The organism is Gemmatimonadaceae bacterium, from assembly GCA_020852815.1.
In the GTDB taxonomy this organism is placed as follows: domain Bacteria; phylum Gemmatimonadota; class Gemmatimonadetes; order Gemmatimonadales; family Gemmatimonadaceae; genus SCN-70-22.
In genome coordinates, this window is record JADZAN010000023.1 from 65,103 (window position 1) to 89,053 (window position 23,951).

At 69.2% G+C, this 23,951-nt stretch carries 18 protein-coding genes; 8 read left to right on the plus strand and 10 right to left on the minus strand.

Features of this window, described 5'->3' with window-relative positions; all coding sequences use genetic code 11:
* Positions 1-28: 28 nt before the first annotated feature.
* Entirely contained in the window at positions 29-898 is an 870-nt protein-coding gene (locus IT359_13030) for a hypothetical protein (protein MCC6929898.1), read from the minus strand.
* Between the two features lie 657 nt (positions 899-1,555).
* Here IT359_13030 and IT359_13035 point away from each other — a divergent pair.
* Complete coding sequence (locus IT359_13035) at positions 1,556-1,699, plus strand: hypothetical protein (GenBank protein MCC6929899.1); 144 nt, start codon at positions 1,556-1,558, stop codon at positions 1,697-1,699.
* A 6-nt stretch (positions 1,700-1,705) separates the two neighbouring features.
* A complete protein-coding gene (locus tag IT359_13040; GenBank protein ID MCC6929900.1) occupies positions 1,706-3,367 on the plus strand; it encodes a sodium:solute symporter in 1,662 nt (553 codons plus the stop codon).
* A gap of 129 nt (positions 3,368-3,496) precedes the next feature.
* Here IT359_13040 and IT359_13045 read toward each other — a convergent pair whose 3' ends face one another.
* The 3 genes from IT359_13045 to IT359_13055 form a co-directional block, all read right to left on the minus strand.
* Complete coding sequence (locus IT359_13045) at positions 3,497-6,259, minus strand: 2-oxoglutarate dehydrogenase E1 component (protein MCC6929901.1); 2,763 nt, start codon at positions 6,257-6,259, stop codon at positions 3,497-3,499.
* 123 nt (positions 6,260-6,382) lie between these two features.
* Positions 6,383-7,615 carry a hypothetical protein gene (locus IT359_13050; GenBank protein MCC6929902.1) on the minus strand — a complete coding sequence of 411 codons (1,233 nt, stop codon included), beginning with the start codon at positions 7,613-7,615 and terminating at the stop codon, positions 6,383-6,385.
* Between the two features lie 4 nt (positions 7,616-7,619).
* Positions 7,620-10,304 carry a serine/threonine-protein kinase gene (locus tag IT359_13055; protein MCC6929903.1) on the minus strand — a complete coding sequence of 895 codons (2,685 nt, stop codon included), beginning with the start codon at positions 10,302-10,304 and terminating at the stop codon, positions 7,620-7,622.
* A 292-nt stretch (positions 10,305-10,596) separates the two neighbouring features.
* On the opposite strand from IT359_13055, the gene IT359_13060 reads away from it, so the two are divergent.
* From IT359_13060 to IT359_13085, 6 genes are all read left to right on the plus strand, one after another.
* Positions 10,597-11,760 carry an SDR family oxidoreductase gene (locus IT359_13060; GenBank protein MCC6929904.1) on the plus strand — a complete coding sequence of 388 codons (1,164 nt, stop codon included), beginning with the start codon at positions 10,597-10,599 and terminating at the stop codon, positions 11,758-11,760.
* Between the two features lie 95 nt (positions 11,761-11,855).
* On the plus strand, positions 11,856-13,130 hold the full coding sequence (locus IT359_13065; GenBank protein ID MCC6929905.1) for an aminotransferase class V-fold PLP-dependent enzyme: 1,275 nt from the start codon (positions 11,856-11,858) through the stop codon (positions 13,128-13,130).
* Between the two features lie 130 nt (positions 13,131-13,260).
* Positions 13,261-13,701, plus strand: coding sequence for a VOC family protein (locus IT359_13070; protein MCC6929906.1), 441 nt, complete (start codon positions 13,261-13,263; stop codon positions 13,699-13,701).
* Positions 13,702-13,851: 150 nt separating this feature from the next.
* Complete coding sequence (locus IT359_13075; GenBank protein ID MCC6929907.1) at positions 13,852-15,381, plus strand: DEAD/DEAH box helicase; 1,530 nt, start codon at positions 13,852-13,854, stop codon at positions 15,379-15,381.
* On the plus strand, positions 15,359-16,567 hold the full coding sequence (locus IT359_13080; protein ID MCC6929908.1) for a beta-lactamase family protein: 1,209 nt from the start codon (positions 15,359-15,361) through the stop codon (positions 16,565-16,567). Before IT359_13075 ends, IT359_13080 begins: the two co-directional genes overlap by 23 nt.
* 41 nt (positions 16,568-16,608) lie before the next feature.
* Positions 16,609-16,806, plus strand: a complete 198-nt coding sequence (locus tag IT359_13085; protein MCC6929909.1) for a DUF4177 domain-containing protein — start codon at positions 16,609-16,611, stop codon at positions 16,804-16,806.
* A gap of 6 nt (positions 16,807-16,812) precedes the next feature.
* Here the strand turns inward: IT359_13085 and IT359_13090 are convergent, their stop codons facing one another.
* From IT359_13090 to msrP, 6 genes are all read right to left on the minus strand, one after another.
* Positions 16,813-19,251: an ABC transporter permease gene (locus IT359_13090; GenBank protein ID MCC6929910.1), complete on the minus strand. Its 2,439-nt coding sequence runs from the start codon at positions 19,249-19,251 to the stop codon at positions 16,813-16,815.
* Between the two features lie 100 nt (positions 19,252-19,351).
* A complete protein-coding gene (locus IT359_13095; GenBank protein MCC6929911.1) occupies positions 19,352-19,774 on the minus strand; it encodes a MaoC family dehydratase in 423 nt (140 codons plus the stop codon).
* The gene (locus IT359_13100) at positions 19,771-21,312 is read right to left on the minus strand and encodes a hypothetical protein (protein ID MCC6929912.1); all 1,542 of its coding nucleotides are present in this window, start codon (positions 21,310-21,312) and stop codon (positions 19,771-19,773) included. The genes IT359_13095 and IT359_13100 overlap by 4 nt, the downstream gene beginning before the upstream one ends.
* Positions 21,312-21,791: a hypothetical protein gene (locus tag IT359_13105; protein ID MCC6929913.1), complete on the minus strand. Its 480-nt coding sequence runs from the start codon at positions 21,789-21,791 to the stop codon at positions 21,312-21,314. Before IT359_13105 ends, IT359_13100 begins: the two co-directional genes overlap by 1 nt.
* A 73-nt stretch (positions 21,792-21,864) precedes the next feature.
* On the minus strand, positions 21,865-22,662 hold the full coding sequence (locus IT359_13110; GenBank protein ID MCC6929914.1) for a sulfoxide reductase heme-binding subunit YedZ: 798 nt from the start codon (positions 22,660-22,662) through the stop codon (positions 21,865-21,867).
* Positions 22,663-22,796: 134 nt separating this feature from the next.
* Positions 22,797-23,768 carry a protein-methionine-sulfoxide reductase catalytic subunit MsrP gene (gene msrP / locus IT359_13115; GenBank protein MCC6929915.1) on the minus strand — a complete coding sequence of 324 codons (972 nt, stop codon included), beginning with the start codon at positions 23,766-23,768 and terminating at the stop codon, positions 22,797-22,799.
* Positions 23,769-23,951 lie beyond the last annotated feature (183 nt).

Genomic DNA, 23,951 nt, shown 5'->3' on the forward strand with positions numbered 1-23,951 from the left:
AACGGTGCACGTATGTCGAGTAGTCGTCTCATCGGTGATCCCGACATCCGAGGTCGAAGGAGATGAGAATCGTTCGGAGCTCATGCCCGCTCGCGATTGGCGCGAACGCGGGTCCGACAACGTGAAATCGCTGCTGTGATTCGAAATGGACTGGCGAGGGCGTGGCGAGACCCGTTGAGATCTGCAGCCGGCGCGTGAGTTGACCGGACGACTGCGACCAGATCGAGACCTTCGACCCCTTCAGCTGGTCGCCGCCATCGTCCGTGAACCACAAGGCCGGCGCGTTCGCTTGTCCGCCCACGAGCGTGATCGCTTTTCGGATGCCGCCCTGGAAGCTGAGCACGGGACTGTTCCACTCCCCGGGCCGAATCACGCGCGTTCGCCATTGATTAGTCGCACCGCGACGATACGTGGCACGGAATCCGTCGCCGAACGCGGCCACTGCGGAGACGTAGATCGGTGCCTCGTCATCGCTTGCCCCCATCTCACGCAGCGGCGACTTCAACTCGAAAAGACGGATTGCCTCTCCCGGTGCCTTGCTCAAGCTGTCTCGTGTCACGGCGAGAAGTCGGCGCCTACCGCGCGCGTCCAGCACGACATCGATCCACGCCGCCTGAAGGTTGAGGTCGCGATAGCGCCACGTGCCGTCATAGCGCTCGAGCAGCAGCGCGCCATCCAACCTCCTCGCATCACGAAACCCTCGGAGTGCCGCCCACGTGAGCGTGTCACCCGAGCGTGTGAGCGCGCCGTTGTTCAGGATCTTTGGAAACACCGAGTCGGGAATGGCGATCTTCCGAACATCGCGCCACACCGTGTCGCGAAGCACGGCGTGCCATACGCCAATGCTGGAGTCGCTGGTGACAGGATTGAACGGTTTGTCGAGCTCGATGAAGAGCACATCCCACTCATTGCTGCCTCGCCTTACGGCGCGAAACGAGAAGGGAAAGCGCCCAGGAATCGGTGAATGGACGGGCCGCCAACGCCCGTGTTGGTCGCGCAGCGCCCCAACGATCGAATCACGGTGAACTTTCGGCGCCTGTGCGCGTTGGGCCTCGACATTCAGGTAGGTCGGAACGCCAAGTATCAGGAGCGACCGCGGTCCCGCGACAACCGTCGAGGGTTCGACGTACGCCGTGGTATGACGATCAAACCGGACGGTGTCGCTCGCGAGCTGCCTGGGCGCACATGCAGGAGGGGAGGACGACACCACCGGAGCTCTGGCACCTGCGGTCTGCGCAGGCGCCGAACTCGGCAGCAGCACCCACACAAGGGCCATGAAGTGTCTGCGCATTGACTTGCGGCGGGGTAACGGGGAGGTCATCGATTTAGTCCCAACGAGGTTCGCCGAACCATACACAGCGGCTTCGCGGTACCGGTTACCAGAAGAGCGCATACGGTACCGAAGCGTTGCCTGATGCGTGACGCGTGTCGCACACGGTACGCAAGTGCGTCACGTGCGCGTCACTCGGGGTCCGGAGGGGACGAGCTCCCATGCCGCCACCCCGCGCAACGTCCCCTGCATGGCCGATCATGGTCCCGTCCATAGATTGGCGGCATGACCCGTTCGCCTGAACTCGACGACCTCGCGCCACCGGCCGAGGCCCGCCAGCGCTTCCGCCGCACCCTCGCCCGCGTCCTGGGGATGCAGCTCTTCGCCCTGCTCGTGCTCTGGCTGCTCCAGGCACGCTACGCGCACTGACCGCCCATGCACCCACTCAACTGGGCGGTGGTCGCGGCCTACCTCCTCTTCGTGATCGTCGACGGGCTCCGCCGCACGCGTGGCACCAAGGGGATCGAAGGGTACTTCCTCGCTGGACGCTCGCTCCCGTGGTGGGCGGTGGGGCTCTCCGTCATGGCAACGCAGCTCTCCGCGGTGACGATGATCGGGACGACGGGCCAGGGCGCAACCGACGGAATGCGCTTCGTCCAGTTCTACTTCGGTCTCCCGCTGGCGATGGTGATCCTCGGCGTCACGCTCGTCCCGTTCCTCCACGGCGCCAAGGTCTACACGGCCTACGAGTACCTCGAGCGCCGCTTCGACCCAAGGACGCGGACGCTCACCTCGTTCCTCTTCCTCCTCTCGCGCGGGATGTCGTGCGGGACGATCATCGCCGCCCCGGCCGTGGTCTTCTCGGCGATCTTCGGCTGGCCGCTCCCCTGGTCGGTGGCGTTGATCGGGATTCCCACGGTGCTGTACACGATGATTGGCGGCGTGAAGGCGGTGGCCTGGGCCGACGTGAAGCAGATGGTGGTGATCACCAGCGCGCTGGTGGCGGTAGTGGTGGTCCTGCTGGCCCGCATCCCGGTGAGCCCCGACGCCGCGTTGCGGCTGGCGGGATCGGCGGGACGCCTGACGACCTTCGACTTCTCGTTCGACCTCTCCAAGACCTACACCTTCTGGTCGGGGATCATCGGCGGCACGTTCCTCATGCTCTCGTACTTCGGCACGGACCAGAGCCAGGTGCAACGCTACCTCGCCGCCCGCTCCGTCGATGAAGCGCGCAACTCGCTCCTCATCTCCGCCTACTGGAAGATCCCGCTCCAGGCGCTCGTCCTCATGGTCGGCGTCCTGGTCTTCGTCTTCTACCTCTTCCAGGCACCACCGCTGCTCTGGAACCCGACGCACGAAGCGCGCGTGCGCGCGGAGCGCGGCGCGGCCTATGCCCAGCTGGAGTCGCGCTACGCCACGGCGGTCGCCGCCCGCACGGACGCCGCGCGCTCACTGGCCGAGCACGCCCCGGGCGACGCCAGCGCCGCGCCGGCGCACGACACCTTCGTCCAGCGCGACGCCGACGTGACACAGGTGCGGACGGAGGCGCTGGCGCTGGCGCAGGACGTCACGGGCGGGACCTCGCGCGACGTGAACTACATCATCCCGCGCTTCGTCCTCTCCGAACTCCCCATCGGCCTCGCGGGGCTCTTCATCGCCGCGATCATCGCCGCCGCCATGGGGGCGATCGCCGCCGAGCTCAATTCGCTCTCCACCGCGACGGTGATCGACTTCTACCGCCGCTGGTATCGCCCCGAGGCCAGCGACGAGCACTTCCTGCGCGTGTCCAAGGCGGCGACGCTGGTGTGGGGCGTGTTCGCCTGCATCGTGGCAACCTACGCCGCCACGTTAGGCTCGCTCATCGAGGTGGTGAACCGCTTCGGCTCCTTCTTCTACGGCTCGATCCTCGGCGTCTTCCTCCTGGCGATGATCCGTCGATCGACCGCGACCGGCGCCTTCGTCGGCCTCCTGGCCGGGATGGCGAGCGTTGCGGCTGTCTCGTTCGGGTTGCCGCAGGTCTCGTTTCTCTGGCACAACGTGATCGGCGCCGTTGCTGTGGTGGTCGTGGGAAGCCTCCTCTCGGTGAAGAGATCGTAGAAGACGAGAAGACGAGAGGACGAGAAGACGAGGAAAAGCAAAGGGCGGGGCGCGCATTCTGGCGGCCCCGCCCTTTGCACCTGCAGTCCCTCGTCTTCTCGTCTTCTCGTCTTCTCGTCCTCTCGTCCTCTACCGCGGCGCGGTCACGCGCCGCGGTACGATCGGCGCCGCATGCACGTCGCCGACGATGCGGGCCTGCTCCACGGCGTGCGACGAGGCAAACCCCTCCGCCGGGCTCGCCCGCTCGGGGCGCCCGATGTAGCGGATGATGAGGGCGTTGCCGGCCGATGCGCGCAAGCGCGGGGCGACGTAGCTCCACGCACCCATGTTCTTCGGTTCCTCCTGCGCCCAGACAATCTCGGCGATGTTGGGATACAGGTCGACGACGCGCGACACTTCCTCGTGCGGCCAGGGATAGAGCTGCTCCACGCGCACCACCGCGAGGTGTGCCGGGTGGTCCTTCGCCACGAGTTCGTAATACAGCTTCCCCGTGCAGAACACGAGGCGCGTGACGTCGTCGCGGCTGGCGACCTGCGGGTCGTCGAGCACCGGCTGGAATCGCCCGTTGACCAGGTCGTCGAGGCGCGACGAGGCGGCCGCCAGGCGCAACATGCTCTTGGGCTGCATGAGCACCAGCGGGCGGCGGACGGGGACGCGCGACTGGCGGCGCAGCACATGGAAGTACTGCGCCGACGTCGTCGGGTAGGCGACGCGCATGTTCCCCTCGGCGCACAGCTGCAAGAAGCGCTCGAGGCGCGCCGAGGAATGTTCCGGCCCCTGCCCCTCGTAGCCGTGTGGCAGGAGGAGGACGACGCTCGAGTCCTGTCCCCACTTGGCGCGGTCGGCCACGATGAACTGGTCGATGATGGGCTGCGCCATGTTGGCAAAGTCGCCGAACTGCGCCTCCCACAAGACGAGGGCTTCTTCTTCCGCGGTCGAGAAGCCGTACTCGAAGCCGAGGACGCCCATCTCGTTGAGCGGCGAGTTGTAGACCTCGAAGCGACCGGTGGCGTTAGGCAGGTGCTGCAACGGGCAGTACTTCGCCCCCGTGTTCACGTCGTTGAGGACGGCGTGGCGATGCGTGAAGGTGCCGCGCTCGGAGTCCTGCCCGGTGAGGCGGACGTGCGTGCCCTCGGTCACCAGCGACGCAAAGGCCAGTGCCTCGGCGTGCCCCCAGTCGATCCCGCCCGCCGCGCCTAACGCTTCGCGCCGGCGCTCGAGCTGCTTGGCCAGTCGCGGGTGCGGGGTGAAGTCGCTCGGCCAGGTGAGCAGGCGCTCGTTGAGGGCGACGAGCGTCTCGGCGCGCACGGCGGTGTCGATGGACGGGATCGACCCCGGCGTGGGGCGCATCGGTTCCGGTTCGTCGTGGTCGAGGTCGACCGACTTGCGGGACTCGGCGAGGAGCGCGTCGCAGCGATCCTGCTGTGCCTTGTCCAGCGCCTCCACCTGCTCGGCGGTCACGACCCCCTCGGCCACCAGGCGCTGCGCCCACACCTGGCGTGCGGTGGGATGCTGGCGGACCTTGGCGTAGAGCGCCGGCTGCGTGTAGGTAGGCTCGTCGCCCTCGTTATGCCCCCAACGACGATAGCCCACGAGGTCGACGAGGAAGTCCTTCCCGAAGGTGTCACGATACATGATGCCGAGCCGCACCGCGGCGATGCACGCCTCGGCGTCGTCGGCGTTCACGTGCACGATCGGGATCTCGAAGCCCTTGGCCAGGTCCGACGCGTACCACGTGGAGCGCGAGTCCGACGGGTTGGTCGTGAAGCCGACCTGGTTGTTGACGATGAGGTGCAGCGTGCCGCCGATGCGGTAGCCGCGCAGCTTGGACATGTTGAGCGTCTCGGCCACCGCCCCCTCGCCCGGGAAGGCGGCATCGCCATGGATGACGACGGGGAGGACCGAGCGCTCCGAGCCGCCTAACGCGGCAATGCGTGCCCGCGCCACGCCGGTGAGCACCGGGTTCACCACCTCGAGGTGGCTCGGGTTGGGGACGAGCGCGACCGAGACCGAGCGCCCATCGGCGAACGACTTGGTGGTGGTGGCCCCCAGGTGGTACTTCACGTCGCCCGTCTCGCTGCTGCCCAGCTCCGCATGCCGGCCGTCGAACTCGTTGAAGATCGTCCCGTACGGCTTGTCGAGGATATGGGCCAGCACGTTGACGCGCCCGCGGTGCGCCATCCCGATGACGACCTCGCGCGTTCCGCGCTGCGACGACTCGTCGATGGCCGCATCGAGCATCGGCACCATGGCATCGGTCCCCTCGATGCTGAAGCGCTTCATGTTGACCCAGGCGCGGGCGATGAACCGCTCGAAGCCGTCCACCTCCGTCAACCGCGCCAGCGTCGCCTCCTTCTCCGCCGGCGACATCGCCAGGCGCAACCCCTCGTGCTCGAGCACCTGGCGGAACCACTCACGCTCGACCTCCTCCTCGAGGTGCCCGACCTCGATGGCCAGGCGCGAGGAGTAGGTCGCGCGCAGCCGCGCCGCCACGTCGGCCGCCGTCCCCCCCGGGATGCCTAACGCCTCCGACGGCACCTCGGCCAGGTCGCCCTCGCTGATCCCGTGAAACGACGGCGCCAGTTCGGCCGCACCGGCCGGCGGCGTGCCCAGCGGGTCGAGCGGCACCGCCAGGTGTCCGTACTGCCGGATCGCCATCGCCAGCGACGAGGCGCCGGCCACCTTGCGAAGGAACGCCGGATCGGCCGCGGCGTCGGGCGCCAGTAACGGGAGCTCGCCCGGCGGCGACGCACTCCCGCCGCCCAGCGCCTCGGCCATCTGGAAGAACTGCCGCCACGAAGCCTCCACCGACGCCGGATCGCGCCGGTAGGATTCGAAGACTTCGGCGATGTACGCGTCGTTGTAGACGCCGGTGATGGGATCGCGTGACATGGTGGCCAATTTAACCTCTTGTGGCCGACCGCACAGCGACTGCACGGCGACCGCACACCGGCCGTGCGCCGGACACTCGAGGACCGCACAACGACGACGCACCGAACACGCGCCGAGGCGCGCCTACGCGCCGGGTACGTCGCCCACCGCGAAAGTCACCGGGATCCCGCCATTGCTCGTCGTCACGACGTCCCGGAGCGCGAGCCCCAACTGTCCGGTGAGTCGACGGTCGGCTGAGACGACGGCGACGCGCCATCCCGGGAACCCTGCACGCAGGACCGCCCCGGTCCGCGCGTAGAGGTTGCGCAATTCCCCGGTGGCCCCCACGCGCACACCGTACGGCGGATTGGTGACGACCGCCCCCACCGCCCCCACCGCCCCCTTCGTCACCACCGCCTCCCCCGCCGCGCCCTCGTGAGGCGGCGCGGCCAGCGAGACTGGGCGCACCGCAAAGGTGATGTCGGCGGCAACGCCGGCGCGCTCGGCGTTCTGGCGCGCCCCGTCCACCGCGCCGGCATCGCGATCGCTGGCCACAATCGGTGCGCCGGCGTGGGGAAGCTCTCGCGCGCGGACATCGTCGCGCAGCCGGCTCATCACGCGCGCGTCCGCGCCCGGCCAGCGTTCGAGCGCAAAGGCACGGTGTCGTCCGGGCGCAATGCGCCGCGCCAGCAGCGCCCCCTCGATGGCCAGCGTCCCCGCGCCACAGAAGGGATCGACGAGCGGCGTCCCCGGCGCCCACCCCGAGGCGAGGAGCAGCGCCGCGCCTAACGTCTCGCGCAGCGGTGCCTTGCCCGTCGCCAGGCGATAGCCACGCTGGTGGAGCAGCGCCCCCGAGCTGTCCAGCGAGATGGTGCACCGGTCGTGCAGGAGGCGCACCACCACGAGCTGGGGCGCGAGCTGCCCGCCGTCGTTAGTGTCGTTCCCGTCGCTCGCGTCGTTCCCGACGTTCACGTCGTCGCCGTCGTCGCGGGCGCCCAGCTGCACGCCACCGACGCCCGGTGCCAGGATGCCCGCCACGCGCTCGGCCACCGCCCCCGAGTGGTACAGGCGCGACTTGCGGCACGTGACGCGAAGCGCGACGTCGCGACCCGGCGCAATCCAGCGCGACCAGTCGATGCGCGCGGTGCGCTTCTCCAACTCGTGAAAGGTGGCGGCGCGGAACTCGTCCACACGGACGAGGACGCGGCTCACCGTGCGCAGCTGCAGGTTGGCGAGGAAGACGGCGCGAAAATCGCCCGCGAAGGCGACGCCGCCCCCCTCCACTTCGCCGACCGATATCCCCAGGCGCGCAAGCTCCGCGGCGGCGACGGGGGCCAACCCCGGCGCCGTGACCGCGAACGCGTCGTAGCGATCCACCGGGCTATCGCGTGCGCTGGATGCGAAGCTGGCGGCGCAGCTCTCCCCACCAGTCGTGCACGATCACGACCGATGGCCCAGTGCCGGCATCCCGGCTGGCAATCACGCGCGTCCCCGCGATCGACGCCTCCAGATCGGACAAGTTGCCGATTGCCGCATCGTCGGCGGCGACGACGGTGCGCGTGCGCAGGACGACGCTGCGCCCCGGGGCAAAGGCGGTCTCCAACACGGCGTTGCCGTTGCGATAGTACAGCCGCTGGCCGTCGCCCGACCAGACGGGCTGTGTCCCACCGTCGGTCGACACCTGCACCGCTCCCCCAGGCCCCGGGAAGTCGCGCACGTACACCTGCATCTGCCCGCTCTCGTCAGATGCATAGGCAATGCGCTGTCCGTCCGCCGAGAACCGCACGGAGATCGGCGAGCCGTTGGAGGGCATGAGGAGCTTTGGCGTGGTGTCGCCGCGCGTGGCCGCGTAGAACAGCCCCCCTTGGTCCTTCCCGCTTGGCGGCCGGCCGAAGATGACCCACTTGCCGTCGGGTGACACGACGCTGTTGGCCATGAAGCCGCGGCGAGTCGTGACGACGGTGGCCGGCGCGCTGGCGTCGATGGCGCGCTCCCAGATCACCGCCGAATCGCGCGCCCCCGTGCCGTAGGCGAGCGTGCGCCCATCGCGCCGCCACGTGGGCTGCGAGATGCGCTGGCCGTTGGCAACGATGGTCGCGGCGCCGTTCGAGAGATCGTACACGCGCAGCTCCTCCATTGGCGTCACTCCGGCGTTCCCCGTCGCGACCACCACCGCCAGGTGCCGCCCGTCGGGCGAAAGCCGCGGGTGCATGTACGCGCCGGCGCGCAACTTGAGCGGCGTCACTTCACCGCCAGGGCCAAGCTCCACGAGTTCGCGATCGCGCGAGCCGCGCACGTAGAGGAGCGTGCCGCTGGACGAAAGCGCCGCGCGCACGCCGTTGGCGGGACCCACCTGCACTCCCTCGAGCACCGGCGCCGCCTCGCCCGTCACCCTGGACATCGTCTCGTCGAGCGACACCGCCATCAACCGCCCGCCAGCGGCGCCGTAGACGAACTCGCCCTCGATCATCCCCAGCGGATAGGCCCCCGCGAGCTTGAGCGGCGTGACGACGCCGGTGCGGACGTTCCCCACCCACAGGCGCGACAGCTCCAGCGAATCGCGCCCCCACTCGGCGAAGGCGATCATGTCGTCGCCTAACGCGCGCGGCCAGGCGCGCGACGTGCCGGCGGGCGCGGCGACGAACAGCGGCGTGGGGTCACCGCCGGTGGCGGGGACCGAGACCAGCGCCCCGCCCATCGAGAGGATGATGCGGTCGGAGTGGACCCACGTGATTCCCAGCGCCCCGCGAAGGTCGGCCGTCAGCGTCGACGCCGTCCCGCCGGCGATCGGGATCTTGCGCAGCTCGGTGCGCGTGGTGAAGGCGAGCCAGCGCCCGTCCTCGGAGAAGGCGGCGTGCATCGCCCCCTGCGTCCCCTCGATGGCGTGCGGCTCGAGCTGGTCGGTGGAGCGCACGTAGAGGACCGACTCGTTCCCCTTCCGTCCGGCATAGACGATCTGGCGTCCATCGGGCGACAGTGCGTACGTGGCGCCGAAGCCGTTCACCGGCGCCGCTCCCACCGGGAAGTCGAGCGCGAACCGGACCGGCGTGTGAACGATCGCCTCGCGCGGATTCTGCCGCCGGGCGGTGAGGGCCGCGATGGTGGAGACGAGAGTGATGGCGCCTAACGCCAGCACCACGGGGTCGCGCCAGCGCGGGCGTGACACCGGCACCGCGGCGGTAGTGTCCCCATTCGCATGCGCGCCCGCGACGACGGCGTGCGCGTACGCGCCGCGCCCCTGCAGCGCCTCGGCAAACTCCTGCGCCGAGCCAAAGCGGTCGGCCGGGATCTTGGCCAGCGCCTTCTCGATGGCTGCCGCCACGTGCAACGGGACGCTGTCGCGCACCTTGCGCACGGGGCGCGGACGCTCGGTCACCACGCGGGCAATGATCGCCTGCGCCGTCCCTCCCGTGTGCGGTGCCTCGCCGGTAAGCATCTCGTACAGCACCGCCGCCAGCGAGTAGATGTCCGACCGGGCATCGACGAGGCGGTCGGCGGTGGCCTGCTCGGGCGACATGTACTGCGGCGTTCCTAACGAGAGCCCGGTCTGCGTCACGCGCGCCCCGCCGGCGTTGCTCACCGCCAGCGCGATCCCGAAGTCGCCCAGCAGCGGCTGCCCCTCCAGCAGGAGGATGTTCTCCGGCTTGAGGTCGCGATGGATCACCCCCTGCTTGTGCGCATACTGCAGCGCCCCCGCCACCCCCACCGCCAGCTGCACCGCCTCGTCCACCGGGAGCTGCCGCTCATGCTCCAGGCGCGTGCGCAGCGACTCACCGTCGATGAACGGCGTGACGTAGAAGAGGACGCCATCGGCCTCGCCGCTGTCGAACAACGGAAGGATGTTGGGGTGCTGCAGGTTGGCCGTGACGCGGATCTCGGCGAGGAAGCGCTCTGCGCCGAGCACGGCGCCCAGCTCACGGTCGAGCACCTTGAGCGCCACCCATCGGGAGTGCCGCAGGTCACGCGCCCGATACACCGTCGCCATCCCGCCGCGACCGATGAGCCCCTCTACCTCGTAGCGATCGGCGAGCGCGCGGCGCAGCAACGCCTCGAGTTCGCTGGACACGCGCGAATCACCGCCCGCCGGTTTCCCGGGAGGAGTCTGCACCCCCGGCGCCTGGCCGGCTGCATACGATCGGTCGCGCCCGCTCGATGATCCTCTCAACACGTTCTCTCCGTACGCCGAACCCCGGGAATGCTGCACCCCTACGTCCCGCCCCAGCAAGGTAGACACCCCGCAGGGGCATTTGTTACGGAAGGCACGCCATGCGCTTGCTCTCCCTGACACTCGCCGCGCATCCCATATTGCGCGCGAAGCGCCGTGTCCTCGCTCGTTTCACACCTTGCGCGCCGCCGCCATGCCCTCGAATCGCCGCGACTTCCTCCGCACATCCGCCCTTGCCGGTGGTGCCCTCGGACTTGGCCTCACGCGCAGCGCCAGCGCGCACCCCGCGCATGACGCGCCGTGGACCGTGCCCGAACCAGCCCTTCTCCCGCCACGCGCCCCAAAACCGCTGCGCATCCTCATCCTCGGCGGGACCGGCTTCATTGGCCCGCATCAGGTGCGGTACGCCATCGAGCGCGGCCACAAGGTCACGCTGTTCAATCGCGGCAAGACCAACCCGGGGCTCTTCCCCGACGTCGAGAAGCTGCAAGGCGACCGCGCCAAGGGCGACTACGAATCGCTCAAGGGACGCGACTGGGACGTGGTGATCGACAACCCGACGACGTTCCCGCGCTGGGTGCGGCAGGCGGCCGCCGTCCTCAAGGGACACACTCGGCAGTTTGTCTTCGTCTCCACCATCTCGGTGTACGAGAAGAACGACACGTCCAACGCCGACGAGAGCGCCGCGGTCGCGAAGACGACCGAACCGGACGTCGAGGAGATGCGGCTCTACGGCGCCCTCAAGGCGCTGGCCGAGGACGAGGCGCGCAAGGCGTTCGGCGACGGGACAACGATCATCCGGCCGGGATTGATCGTGGGCCCGGGCGACTTGTCCGATCGTTTCACCTACTGGCCGGTGCGCCTCGAGCGAGGCGGCGAGGTGCTCGCCCCAGGGACGCCGAGCGATCCGTCGCAGGTGATCGACGCGCGCGACCTGTCGGAGTTCATCGTGCGATGCTGTGAGGATGGGACCACCGGGACATTCAACTGCACGGGGCCGCGATCGACGCTGACGATCGCCGAGATGCTGGGCGGGATCCGCGCGGCGATGGTCACCGACGCCTATCTCACCTTCGTCCCCGCCGACTTCCTGGCGGCGCAGAAGGTGCGGCCGTGGAGCGACATGCCGGTCTGGATTCCGCCGGTGGGGGAGACGGCGGGGTTCATGCGGCGCAACATCGACAAGGCAGTGAAGGCAGGGCTCACCTTCCGCCCGCTGGCCGACACCGTGCGCGCCACGCTGGACTTCTATCATGCGGAGCCGGCGGAGCGTCAGGCCAAGCTGCGCGCAGGGCTCGACCCGGCGCGCGAGAAGGAGGTGTTGGCGTTGTGGCGTGCGAAGGTGGCGCAGCCCTGAGGGGGCTGCGAGAAGACGAGAGGACGGGAAGACGGGAAGCCTGCCCCAGCGAAGGCTGGGGACGAGAAGAACCTTCGCCACACGCACTCCTCACCATGACGGTATCTCGCCGAACGTTTGTCGCGACGGCAGCGTCGCTTGCCGCGGGAGTCGCGGCGTCGGGGACGGCGGGTGCAACCGGCGCCTTGCCGACCGGCTCGTCGCCGGTCGCGCCGGGCACCATCGACACCGCGGGGAACACCGTGGGCGACGACCCGCTGGGGGTGCGCGGCGACTTTCCGGCCACGCGCGAGGGGAACTACCTCAACTCCGCCTACATCGCACCGGTCCCCACGGCGGTCGTCGCGGCGGGGCGCGACTTTCTCGAGCGCAAGGCCACGAATCCCATCTCGTTAGGCGAGATGCTCGCGCACACCGACGTGGTGCGCGGACAGTTCGCCCGCCTGGTGAACGCCTCGAGCGACGAGATCGGCTTCCTCTTCGCCACCAGCGAGGGGGAGAACATCGTCGCCAACGCACTCGACCTGAAGGCCGGCGACAACATCGTCATAGACGCGCTCCACTACGAGACGGAATTCGTCCTCTACGGACACCTGCGCGACACGCGCGGCATCGACCTGCGCATTGCCCCGCACCGGAACGGCACCGTGGCGCTGCGCGACTTCGAGCCGCTGGTGGACAGGCGCACCCGCCTCGTCTCGGTAGCCTGGGTCTCGCACGCCAACGGCTTCCGCCACGACATGCGCCCCATTGCCGACCTCGCGCACGCGCACGGCGCACTCTTCTACACCGACGCCATCCAGGCGGCGGGAATGATCTCGCTCGACGTGCGCGCGGCGGGTGTCGACTTCCTGTGCTGCGGGACGTACAAGTGGGTCCTCGGCGGCTTCGGCGTTGCCCCCTTCTTTGTCCGGCGCGAATTGCTCGATCGCATCCGGCTGGATCGCTTTGGTGCGTTGCACGTGGCGAAGGAACTCCCCGACAACCGCTTCGAGCTGCACGCCACCGCCAAGCGCTTCGACTACGCCACGCTCCCCTTCGCCGAGGTCTACCAGCTCGGTGCAGGGCTGCACTATGTGGAACAGGTGGGCGTTCCCCGCATCGAGCGCCACACGGTGGCGCTGGCGCAGCGGCTGCGCGACGGGCTCGCCCGGCAGGGCTACGCCCTCTTCACCCCCGAGGGGACGCAGAGCTCGATCGTCACCTACTACTTCGATCGCGATCCGGCCGAGCTCAAGGCGGCCTTTGCCGCCGCCAAGGTGAGCGTGAGCGTGCGCGACGCCAAACGCCAGGTGCGGGTCTCGCCGGCGCTGTTCAACACGCAGGACGAGATCGATCACTTCCTCGAGGTGAGCAAGCGCCTGGCGTGACGGAGGCGATGGCAGGTCACCACCGCCCGACGCCGCTCGTCGCGACAGTCGTCGTACCCCCACGCCTGACGCTACCTCGACCACGCGCACATCGACTGCGACTTTCGCCTGTTCTCAGAGGAGTTTCCGCATGACCACGCCCTCCAATGTGCGCACGCCAGCGACGATCTACCCGTCGTTCATCTACCGCGACGCGCCCGCGATGATTGCCTGGCTCGAACGCGCCTTCGGCTTTCGGCGTCGCCTCGTGGTAGAGGGGGACGAGCGCGCCGTGGTGCACGCCGAGTTGACGTTGGGAGAGGCCGTCATCATGGTCTCCTCGCCACGAGCGGACTTGAACCTGCGCGGGGCCGCCGATCTGGGCGCGACGCATGCCGGCTGCTGCTGTTTCGTGGACGACCCCGATGCGCACTGTGCGCGTGCCGTGCAGGAAGGCGCCGTGGTCCACTTCCCGCTCAAGGACACGGACTACGGCTCGCGCGAATACACTGTGCGCGACCCCGAGGGGGTGATGTGGACCTTCGGCACCTATCGGCCGGGCGCATACTGGGACGGCAGGACGGGAAGCTGATCGCGCAAGCTTGGCGCGAGCAATGGCAATCGAGGCGCCTCGTGGCGAGCTTGAGGGGAGCGCGACGCCTCGTGCGTCGCGATCGCGCCGGCTCGTGCGGCGCACGGCGCTCGCGAGCGCCGCGATCGCTCCCGTCCTCCAGGAATCTCCGTGTCGTCGTTCGCGTCGCTGTCGCTGCATCCATCGCTGCTCAAGGGGCTCAAGGAACTCGGCTTCACCCGCCCCACCCCCATCCAGGGAGACGCCATCCCGCACGCGCTCGCCGGGCGCGACTTGCTGGCGTGCGCCGCTACGGGGAGCGGGAAGACGGCCGCCTTTCTCCTCCCCATCCTGCACGCGCTGATTGCCCGGCCTCGCGGGACGACGCGGGCGCTCGTCCTCACGCCGACGCGTGAACTGGCCGCGCAGATCCTCGAGGACCTGAACGATCTCGCGGTGCACACCCCCATCACCGCGGCAGCGATCTTTGGTGGCGTGGGGATGGGGCCGCAGGAGCACGCATTGCGCAGCGGGGTCGATGTCGTCGTCGCCACGCCAGGACGCCTGCTGGACCACCTGCGGCAGTCGTACACCGACCTGTCGCGCCTCGAGGTCCTCGTTCTCGACGAAGCCGATCGCATGCTCGACATGGGCTTCCTCCCCGACATCCGGCGCGTTCTCAAGCAACTCCCCACCAAGCGGCAGACGCTCTTCTTCAGCGCGACGATGCCGGGTCCCATCGGGCAGCTCGCGCACGAGATGCTGCACCACCCGGCGACGATCAACCTGGAGCGCAAGGCGGCCCCCGCCGTGGGGATCACGCAGGCCATCTACCCGGTGGCGCAGGAGCTCAAGTCGGCGCTGTTGTTGCAGCTGCTGATTCGCGGCGAGATGCAGGAGGTGCTGGTCTTCACGCGCACCAAGCACCGCGCCGACCGCCTGCAGAAGTTCCTCAGCCGGCACGACATCCCGTCGGAGCGCATCCACGGCAACCGGTCGCAGCCGCAACGCACCGAGGCGCTCGCCGGCTTCAAGAGCGGGAAGTACCGCGTCCTCGTGGCCACCGATATCGCCGCACGCGGGATCGACGTCGAGGAACTGGGGCACGTGGTGAACTTCGACGTCCCGATGGCGCCCGAAGACTACATTCACCGGGTGGGGCGCACCGGGCGTGCGCAGGCCACCGGCGACGCCTTCACCTTTGTTGCCCCCGACGAGGAGCAGGACCTGGCCGACATCGAACGCAAGATCGGCCGCCGGCTGCAACGCGTGGTCCTTCCCGACTTCGACTACACGGCGCGCGTAGCCGAGAAGCTCGAGGTCTCCCCCGCCGAGCGCGCGGCCAAGTGGCGCGAACAGAAGGCGCGCGAACGCGCCAACGCCAAGGCCAAGGAGGAGCGACGCGCCAAGGCGGCCTCCGAAGAGCAGGCCCGCCTCGACGCCAAGGCAAGGCGCGACGCCGAGCGACACTCCGCGCACCAGCGCCGTCAGGAGGAACAGCGCACGCGCCACGGCGACAAGCCTCGCGGACCGTCGCGCGACCAAGCGCGCGGACCGTCGCGCGATCAGGCGCGCGGACCGTCGCGTGACCAGACGCGCGAGCAGTCACCCTACGCGCGCGACGACAGCCGGGCCGGGCGTGGAGGGCGAACCGACCGACGCGGCGGGAGGTCGCACCGTGGCGGTGGAAGCGCGCGCTAGCTCGCCTCGGGGCAAGCCGCTGCGAACCGTTGGCCTGCGGCTCGCCGCGGCGACGCTTGCCGTCATCGCGCTGGCGGCAAGCGCCGCGTGCAGCGGCGACCGCCTGCCGCCGACGGGGACCACACCACCACCAACGCCACTCTCCTTCGCCGGCATCGTCGACTCGATTCGCCGACAGACAAACCTCCCGGCGCTCGGCGCCGCCATCGTCACCAGCGACTCGGTCGTGCAGCTGGCGGTGAGCGGCACGCGGCGCCTTGGGGGAACGGCCGCCGTCACCGTGAACGATCGCTGGCACCTGGGGTCGGTCTTCAAGCACCAGGTCTCGGTGCTGGTGGCGCAGCTGGTGGCCAACGGCACGCTCTCCTGGTCGACGACGCTGGCCGAGCACTTTCCCGAGCTGGCCACGACGATGCGCGCCGAGTACCGCACGCGGACGTTGCGCGACCTCCTGTCGCACAGCGCCGGGATCGCGCGCGACTGGACGTCGGAGGTGCCGCGCGCGGGGCGGCAGGCGCGCGCGGAGGCGGTGCGGTGGGCGCTCCAGTCGCCGCCAGCCGCAACGCCGGGGACGTACGCCTACAGCAACGTGGGCTACATGATTGCCGGCGCCATCGTCGAGCGCGCGCTCGACCGCGACTTCGAGCAGGTCGTGCTCGAGCGGCTGTGGGCGGCACTGGGGATGACGAGCGCCGGCTTCGGGCAGGCGGGGAGCGCGGGGCGCGACGACGAGCCGCTGGGCCACTGGCTCGGCAGCGGATCGACGCCCGTGATCTACGACGCCGGGACGCCTAACGCCGACAACCCGCCCGAATACTCCCCGGCCGGGCGCGCCCACATGTCGCTGCGCGACTGGGGACGCTTCACCTCCGCCCTCCTCGCCGCGGAGCGCGGGCGCGACACCCCCGTCCTCTCCTCCGCCGCCTGGCGCGCCCTCACACGGGGATATGTCGCGAATGGAGCGGGGAGTTACGGCTACGGGCTCGCCGTGGCCGACCGCAGCTGGGCCAGCGGGCGCGCCCTCTTCCACGACGGGACCAACACGCGCCACTACGCCCTGGTCGGCATTGCCCCCGAGCGCGACTTCGCGATCCTCATCGCCACCAATGAGTGGAGCGCGACGATGGGCGCCACGCTGGACACCATCTTCGCGCGCCTCGCCAGCTACCAGTCGACTGGGCGCTGACTCTCCCGGCACGCGTTTCCCACCTCAACCCACTTCGCGTCATGCGCTTCGAGTACATCACGCTCAAGTTCGCGGCCTCCGGTTGGCTGGTCGGCGGTGACCTGGATGGCGACGCGTTCAACGAGCGACTCAACCTCCTCGGCGACGAGGGGTGGGAGCTGGTCAGCGTCTTCGACACCAACATGCTGCACGGCCGTACCCGCGACGTGGTGGCCGTACTCAAGCGTCAGCTCCGGTAGCAGGCGTTACTCGGCGCGGATCGCCAGCACCGGATCCACTCCGGCCGCGCGTCGCGCGGGGACCCAGCAGGCCAGCGCGGCGACCCCGGCGAGGATGAGCGGCACCACGGTGAAGGTGAGCGGATCGGTCGCGCCGCTGCCGTACAGCACCCCGCGGATGAGGCGTGCCGCGCCTAACGCGACGACGATCCCGATGACGCCGCCGGCGAGGACGAGGGCAAGCCCCTGGCGCATCACCATGCGCACCACCTCGCCGCGCGCCGCGCCGATCGCCATGCGAATCCCGATCTCGCGCGTGCGCTGCGCCACGGCGTAGGACATCACGCCGTACATCCCGACCGCCGCCAGCAGCAATCCGAGTGCCCCAAAGACGCCCAGCGCCGTGCCCGCCAGGCGCGCCGGGAGGAGGGCGAGGCCAAGGTGCATCTTCATCGTCTTCACGTCGGAGACCGGCATGTTCGCGTCGAGCGCCGCGACCTCCGACCGGAGCTGCGGGACGATGGCCAGCGGATCGCCGTCCACGCGCAGGTGCAACGTCATCTCCGCGCGCCACTCCTGCGCCTGCGCGAAGTACATGTACGCGGTCGGCTCCTCACCAAGGCGCATGTACTTTCCCGTGGGGACCACCCCCACCACGGTGAAGTCGCGGCCGCTGGTGTGCACCACACGCCCCACCGCGCCCCCCGTAGGGAAGAACCGCTTCACGAACTGCTGGTTCACCACCAGCACTGGAGCCGCCAGGCTGTCGTCGCGCGCCTCGAAGAATCGCCCCTCGAGCAAGGGAATCCCCATCGCCTCCAGGTAGCCCGGCGCTGCGATGTTGTAGTTGATCGACATCCCCTCGTCAGGCGCGGGCGTGTACCCCGGCACCCGGATGCCACGGTCCGAGTTGGCGAGCCCCAGCGGCGCGTACTGCGACATCCCCACGTGCTTCACGCCGGGAAGCGTGCGCAGCCGGTCGACCAGCAGGCGATAGAACTGTTCCGTGCGAGCGCGGTTGTAGCCCTGCAGCGACGGATCCACCGAGGCGAGGAGCAGCCCCTCGGCGTTGAACCCCTTGTCCACCGTGGTGGCCGCCTGGAGGTTGCGCAGGAAGAGTCCCGCGCACACGAGGAGCACGACCGACAGCGCCATCTGCGCCACGACCAGCGCGCGACTCAGCCGCGAGCGCGAGCCCCCCGCCGGCGCCTCGCCCTTGAGCGAGGGGATGAGCGCCGGCCTGGTGGCCTGCAGCGCCGGGACGAGGCCGAACAGGAAGCCGGTGGCGATGGTGATCCCTAACGAGAAGAGGAGGACCGGGATGCTGAGGCGCAGGTCGGGGGAGAAGTCGACGTCCATCGGCAGCCGCACGCGATTGGCGAGGGAGATGACCCACGACGCCACGGCAATGCCGCACACTCCCGCCACCAGCGAGAAGACGAGGCTCTCGGTGAGCAGCTGACGGATCAGGACGCCGCGTCGCGCGCCGATGGAGAGGCGCACCGCCATCTCGCGCCAGCGGTCCTGCGCCCGCGCCAGGAAGAGGTTGGCCACGTTGACGCAGGCAATGAGGAGGAGCATCAGCACCACCGCCATCACCACGGCGGTGAGCCCAACCTGCGCCGTGCGGAACATGGGATGGATCCCCGATTCGCCCTGCGGAACCAGGGTGATGCCCGAGTGCTCGTACGCGTCGGGGAAATCGGTGCGCAGCTCGCCCTCGAGGGCGCGCATGCGTGCCTTGGCTCGCTCCATCGTCACGCCGGGGGCAAGGCGCGCCAGGACAGACATCGAGTTGTCGCCGCGCTCGTTCATGGCGGCGCCGTACCCCGGCTCGATCTGCGCCAGCTGCATCATCGGCAGCCACATCTCGGGGGTGAGGATGGGGAGCGCGCCGCGGAACTCGCGCGGCGCCACCCCCACCACGGTGTAGGCCGCCCCGTTCACGATGATCGACTTACCCACCACGTCGTTGTCGCCGCCAAAGCGGCGTTGCCACGTCGCATACGAGATGACGGCGATGGGGTGGGCGAGTTCCCCCACGTCCTCGGCCGGGATGAACACGCGGCCGCGCACCGCGCCGACGCCGAGCATGCCGAAGTAGTTGCCAGAGACGAGCTGCACCATCACGCGCTCCGGTCTCCCGCCAGCCGCAACGCTGGCGAGGGAGAACTTCCACGTCGCTACGTCGCTGAACACGCCCTTGGTGCGCTCGCGCAGGTCCTTCCAGTGCGGGATGGAGTTGGAACCGTACTCCATCCCCGGCCACTTGCGATAGAGCTGCGCCAGCCGCCCCGCATCGCGCACGCCCGGCAACGGGCGCAGCATCAGCGCATCCACCACCGAGAAGACCGCCGTGTTGAGCCCGATTCCCAGCGCCAGCGTCACCACCGCGAGTGCCGTGAAGAGCGGCTTCTTGAGCAGGATCCGGATCGCGAATCGCAGGTCGTGCAGGAAGGTCGACATGGCGGACCGGGCGTGGGTGGTGGGAGGTCGCTCGCCGTGGATAGCTCAGAGGATGGACAGTACGGAGGCGCGCAACGTTTGGATTCTCCCCGGTCGCCAATCAGGGCGGTGGCGCCACCGGGACCATCACCAGCGCCTCGCCGTCGATGACGACCTCGCCATCCTGGTTGCGGCACGTCGTCTCCAGCCGCGCGCGCCGCTTGGCCTCGTTCCACTCGCGCACCTCCAGGCGCGCGGTGACCGTGTCGCCAATGCGCACCGGGCGCTTGAAGCTGAGCGACTGGGAGAGGTAGATCGTCCCCGGCCCGGGCAGCTTCATGGCGATGCAGGCCGAGATGAAGCCGGCGGAGAGGATGCCGTGCGCGATGCGCCCGCCAAACCGCGACTTCGCCGCCTCGACCTCGTTCACGTGCGCCGGGTTGAAGTCACCCGTGATCCCCGCAAAGAGCACCACGTCGCTCTCGGTCACGGTCTTCGCGAACTCGGCGCTCTGGCCGACCTGCAGCTCGTGGGACACGGTCAAATCTCCATGACGAAGCGGATGTCGTCGTCGAGTGTGGCGCTGGCAGTGTGACGCGTCAACCACGACACGACAAAGAAGACGAGCAGCGAACTCACGAGCGCAAGCGCCGTCGCCGTCACGCCGGCGGGGAAAGTGAAGACCTTGAGGAAGGCGAGCGTCTCGAAGACCAGCGTCACGACGAGCCCCGTGCAGATCGACGCGACCGCCCCGGCGCGCGTGGCACCGGTCCAGTTGAGCCCTATGGCCAGCGCCGGGACGAGCGTCGAGGCAAACAATCCCCAGCCGAAAACGCCGAGGAATGCGACCAGTGTCCCCGAAAGCCCCGCCACCATCGTCGCGATGAGCGAGATGACCACCGTCCAGATGCGCCCCCAACGCAGTTCGTTCGTGACCGTGAAGCCCAGGGCCAGCGGGATGTCGTGCGTGAGCGCCGCTGCACCGACGCTCATGAACGAGTTCACCGTGCTCATGATGGCGGCCGCCACTCCCGAGAAGACGATCGCCGACAGGAGGAGCGGCGTGAAGTGGAGCAGGAAGGTCGGCGTCGCGTCGTCGGCGCGGGCCAGCGGCGGCAACTCGCCGCGCACCACCAGCGTCTTGACCGCCAACCCCACGCCAATGAAGAGGAGCTGCGTGACGACGATCGCCACGCTCATGATCATGGGATACCACTTGAGCCGTCGCGGGTCGCGCAGCATGTAGAACTTGTGCACGACGTGCGGTTGGCCTAGTGAGCCAATGCCGAACACGAAGAAGAAGGAGAGGGCGGCGAGCGGCGTGAGCTTTCCCCACGGCGCCAGGAACGGCGCATCGGCGGGGAGGATCGTCGCCGCGAAGCCGCCTGCACCGCCACCCGCAGCGCTACCTGCGGCGCCGCCCACCTTGAGCGTGTAGACGAAGACGAGGACCGAGGCGAGCGCCATCACTCCCCCCTGGAACAGGTCGGTGTACACCCCCGCCAGGATCCCCCCCGACACCGAGTAGGCCAGCGTGATCGCCATCCCGATCCACAGCCCCACGGTGAGCCCAGTGCCGAAGATGGCGTCGATGACCAGCCCCAGGGCGAGGATGTTGGTCGCCATGTAGCCAACGATCGCCACCAGCATCGCCACCGCCGAGAGTCCGCGCGCCGCGCGCGACTGGAAGCGCACCGCGATGGCATCGGGGATGGTCATGAGCCCGCGCAGCTCGCCCAGCAGGCGCAGGCGCTTGGCCAGCGTCCACGCGCCTAACGTCCCGGTCACGCCAATGGGAAGGATGATGAAGACGGCGCCGAGTCCGACGCTGTACAGCAACCCCGGTCCGCCGATGAACGTGAAACCGGAGAGCGTGGCCGCCATCGCCGCGATGGCCATCGTCCACAACCCGATCCCCTGCCCCGCCACGAAGAAGTCGCTGGCATTCCTCGTCCGGCGCGTGGCCCACACGCCGATTGCCGCCACGACCGCGAAGTACGCCACCGCCACCGCCACGATGACGGGCTGCGCCAGCGGCGGGAGCGCGCCAGCCTGCAGCAGGAACCAGTGCGGTGCTCCCATCAGTCGTCCGTGCGTCCCTGCGGCTCGGCGTGCGCCTCGCGCAGTGCCCGCGCCGAGCGCATTGCCCGCACGCGCGCGAGGTCGTCCTCACGGAGCGTCATCACCTCGAAGGTGAGGGCGTAGGCCAGCGGGAGCACGAGGAGGGGGAGGAGCCCGACGCCGTAGACCACAATCGCGGCACGCAGCGGCAATCCGAGGATGATGCGCTCGCCGGGTGCGTCAGCCGGCAGCAGCAACGCCGCCGCGAAGCCGGCGACGATGACCACGAAGGTGAACGCGAGCGGGATCGCCAGGCGCCCCACCCCACCGGTCCGCCGCGACACGCCTAACGCCATCATCGAGACGACCATCAGCGCCAGCCCCACCACCATGCACCAGACGCCCCAGCGCGCCCCCCCCGCGAGGAACGCCGAGCCGTAGGCAAGGGCAATGCAGGCCGTCGAGGTCGCGGTCATGGCGATCGCCACGCGCTTGGTCATGCCGTCTCCGTGTCGGGACATTCGAGAGGCGTAGAATAGCGACGCGCAGCGACCGCGCGCCGAAATCGGAGGCTTACGCCGTCCCTGGCACCCCACTCCGATGCCGCGCCCCCGCCCAGCGCCGGACGCGCCAACCGAGCAACACGGCGAAGACCAGGGCGAAGATCGCGGGCTCCGTGACGTCCTTCTTCACCGACATCCAGTAGTGGACGAGGCCAAGCACGGCACTCGCGTAGACGAGGCGATGCAGCGCGCTCCACCGCCGGTTGCCAAGGCGCCGGATCCACCCCTTGGTCGAGGTCACAGCGAGCGGGACCAGAAGGGCCAGCGCCATCATCCCGATGGTGATGTAGAGGCGCTTGGCGACGTCTTCGACCATGTCGCGCCATGTGAGTTCGACGTCGAGCGCGGCGTAGATGACGAGGTGCGTGCAGGCGTAGGCGAAGGCAATGAGGCCGAAGGTGCGGCGATAGCGGATGAGCCACCCCGCCCTGAGCAGCCGCACGGCGGGCGTCACGACCAGGGAGAGGGCGAGAAAGCGAAGGGTCCACTTCCCGGTGAAATGCTCGGCTTCCTTGATGGGGTTGGAACCCAGGAAGCGGGTCCCCTGGAAGAAGTCGCTGGCGATGGCGGCGGCGACGTAGAGGAAGGGGAGGGTGGCTACACAGAGGACCAGGGCGTGGAGCCAGCGCGGTGGAATGGTACGGAGCGCGCGGTTTTGGTTTGGTGGGGAGGGGGGGCGGGGGGTAGTGTGGTTTTCGGGGGGGGCCCCCCGCGCCGCGCCGCCCGCGCGCGCTTCCAACGCCCCAGCCGGCGCCGACTCCGCGGACTCCGCCGACTCCACCGACTCCTCCGCATCCGCGGACTCCACCGACTCCGCGGACTCCGCCGAATCCGCGGACTCCGCCGACTCCGCAGACTCCGCCGACTCCGCAGACTCCGCAGACCCCACCTCCGGTCTCGCCCCCTCCCTCGCTCCCTGAATCGCCACTCGTCCCCCCTCGATCAGTACAGCTTCCGCAGGTCCATCCCGCTGTACATCGACGCCACCTGTTGCGCGTAGCCGTTGAACATCAACGTCTCGCGCCGACGAAACTCGCCAATGCGCCGCTCCTTCGCCTGCGACCAGCGCGGGTGGTCCACCTCGGGGTTCACGTTGGCGAAGAAGCCGTATTCACTCGCGTTGGCCTCGCTCCACGCCGTCTTCGGCATCGTGTCGGTGAAGCGGATTCGCACGATCGACTTGCCCCCCTTGAAGCCGTACTTCCAGGGAATCACGAGACGAAGCGGCGCCCCGTTCTGGTTGGGGAGCATCTTGCCGTAGACGCCAACGGCGAACAGCGTGAGCGGGTTCATCGCCTCATCCAGGCGCAGCCCCTCGACATAGGGCCAGTCGAGCACCGGCGAGCGCTGTCCCGGCATCTGCGCCGGGTCGAGCAGCGTGGTGAACTCCAGGTACTTCGCCGAGCCTAACGGCTGCATGCGCTTCACGAACTCGGCCATGGGGAAGCCGAGCCACGGGACAACCATCGACCACGCCTCGACGCAGCGATGGCGGTAGATCCGTTCCTCGAGCTTGTACGGCTTGAGGAAGTCCTCGAGGTTGTAGCTGCCGGGCTTCGCCACCAGCCCATCGACCTTCACGCTCCACGGCTTGGTGCGGAACTTCGTCGCATGCTCGGCGGGATCGTCCTTGCCGGTCCCGAACTCGTAGAAGTTGTTGTACGACGTCACGTCGTCCCACGGGGTGAGTTCCGGCTTGAGTTCGCCCCCGCCGATCGAAGTCCCCTGCTGCGGGGCCTTCCCCGCCACCCCCGCCGGCTGCGCCCCGCCCCGGCGTCCGGCGAGGAAGGCGGCCGCGAGTCCAACCCCCGCCAACCCCGCCTGCCTCAGGAAACCCCGCCGGTTCTCGTACTGCGATTCGCTCGTGATCTCCGATGAGCGAATGGGATGCTCTGGCGTGACGCGGATCAGCATGGCAGCGCTTCGGTAGGGTGAGGGGAGTTCAGCCGGTGTGACCGGGCGACGGGAACCGCAGCACGCGCGAGCCTCGTGAAGCGCCCCTTCTCACCGCACCACTCTCCCCCGCGCCCCGCTCGCACCACCCGCACCGCCCGCGCACAGGGGATGTAGCACCCTCCCCCGCATCCGGTTCCATCA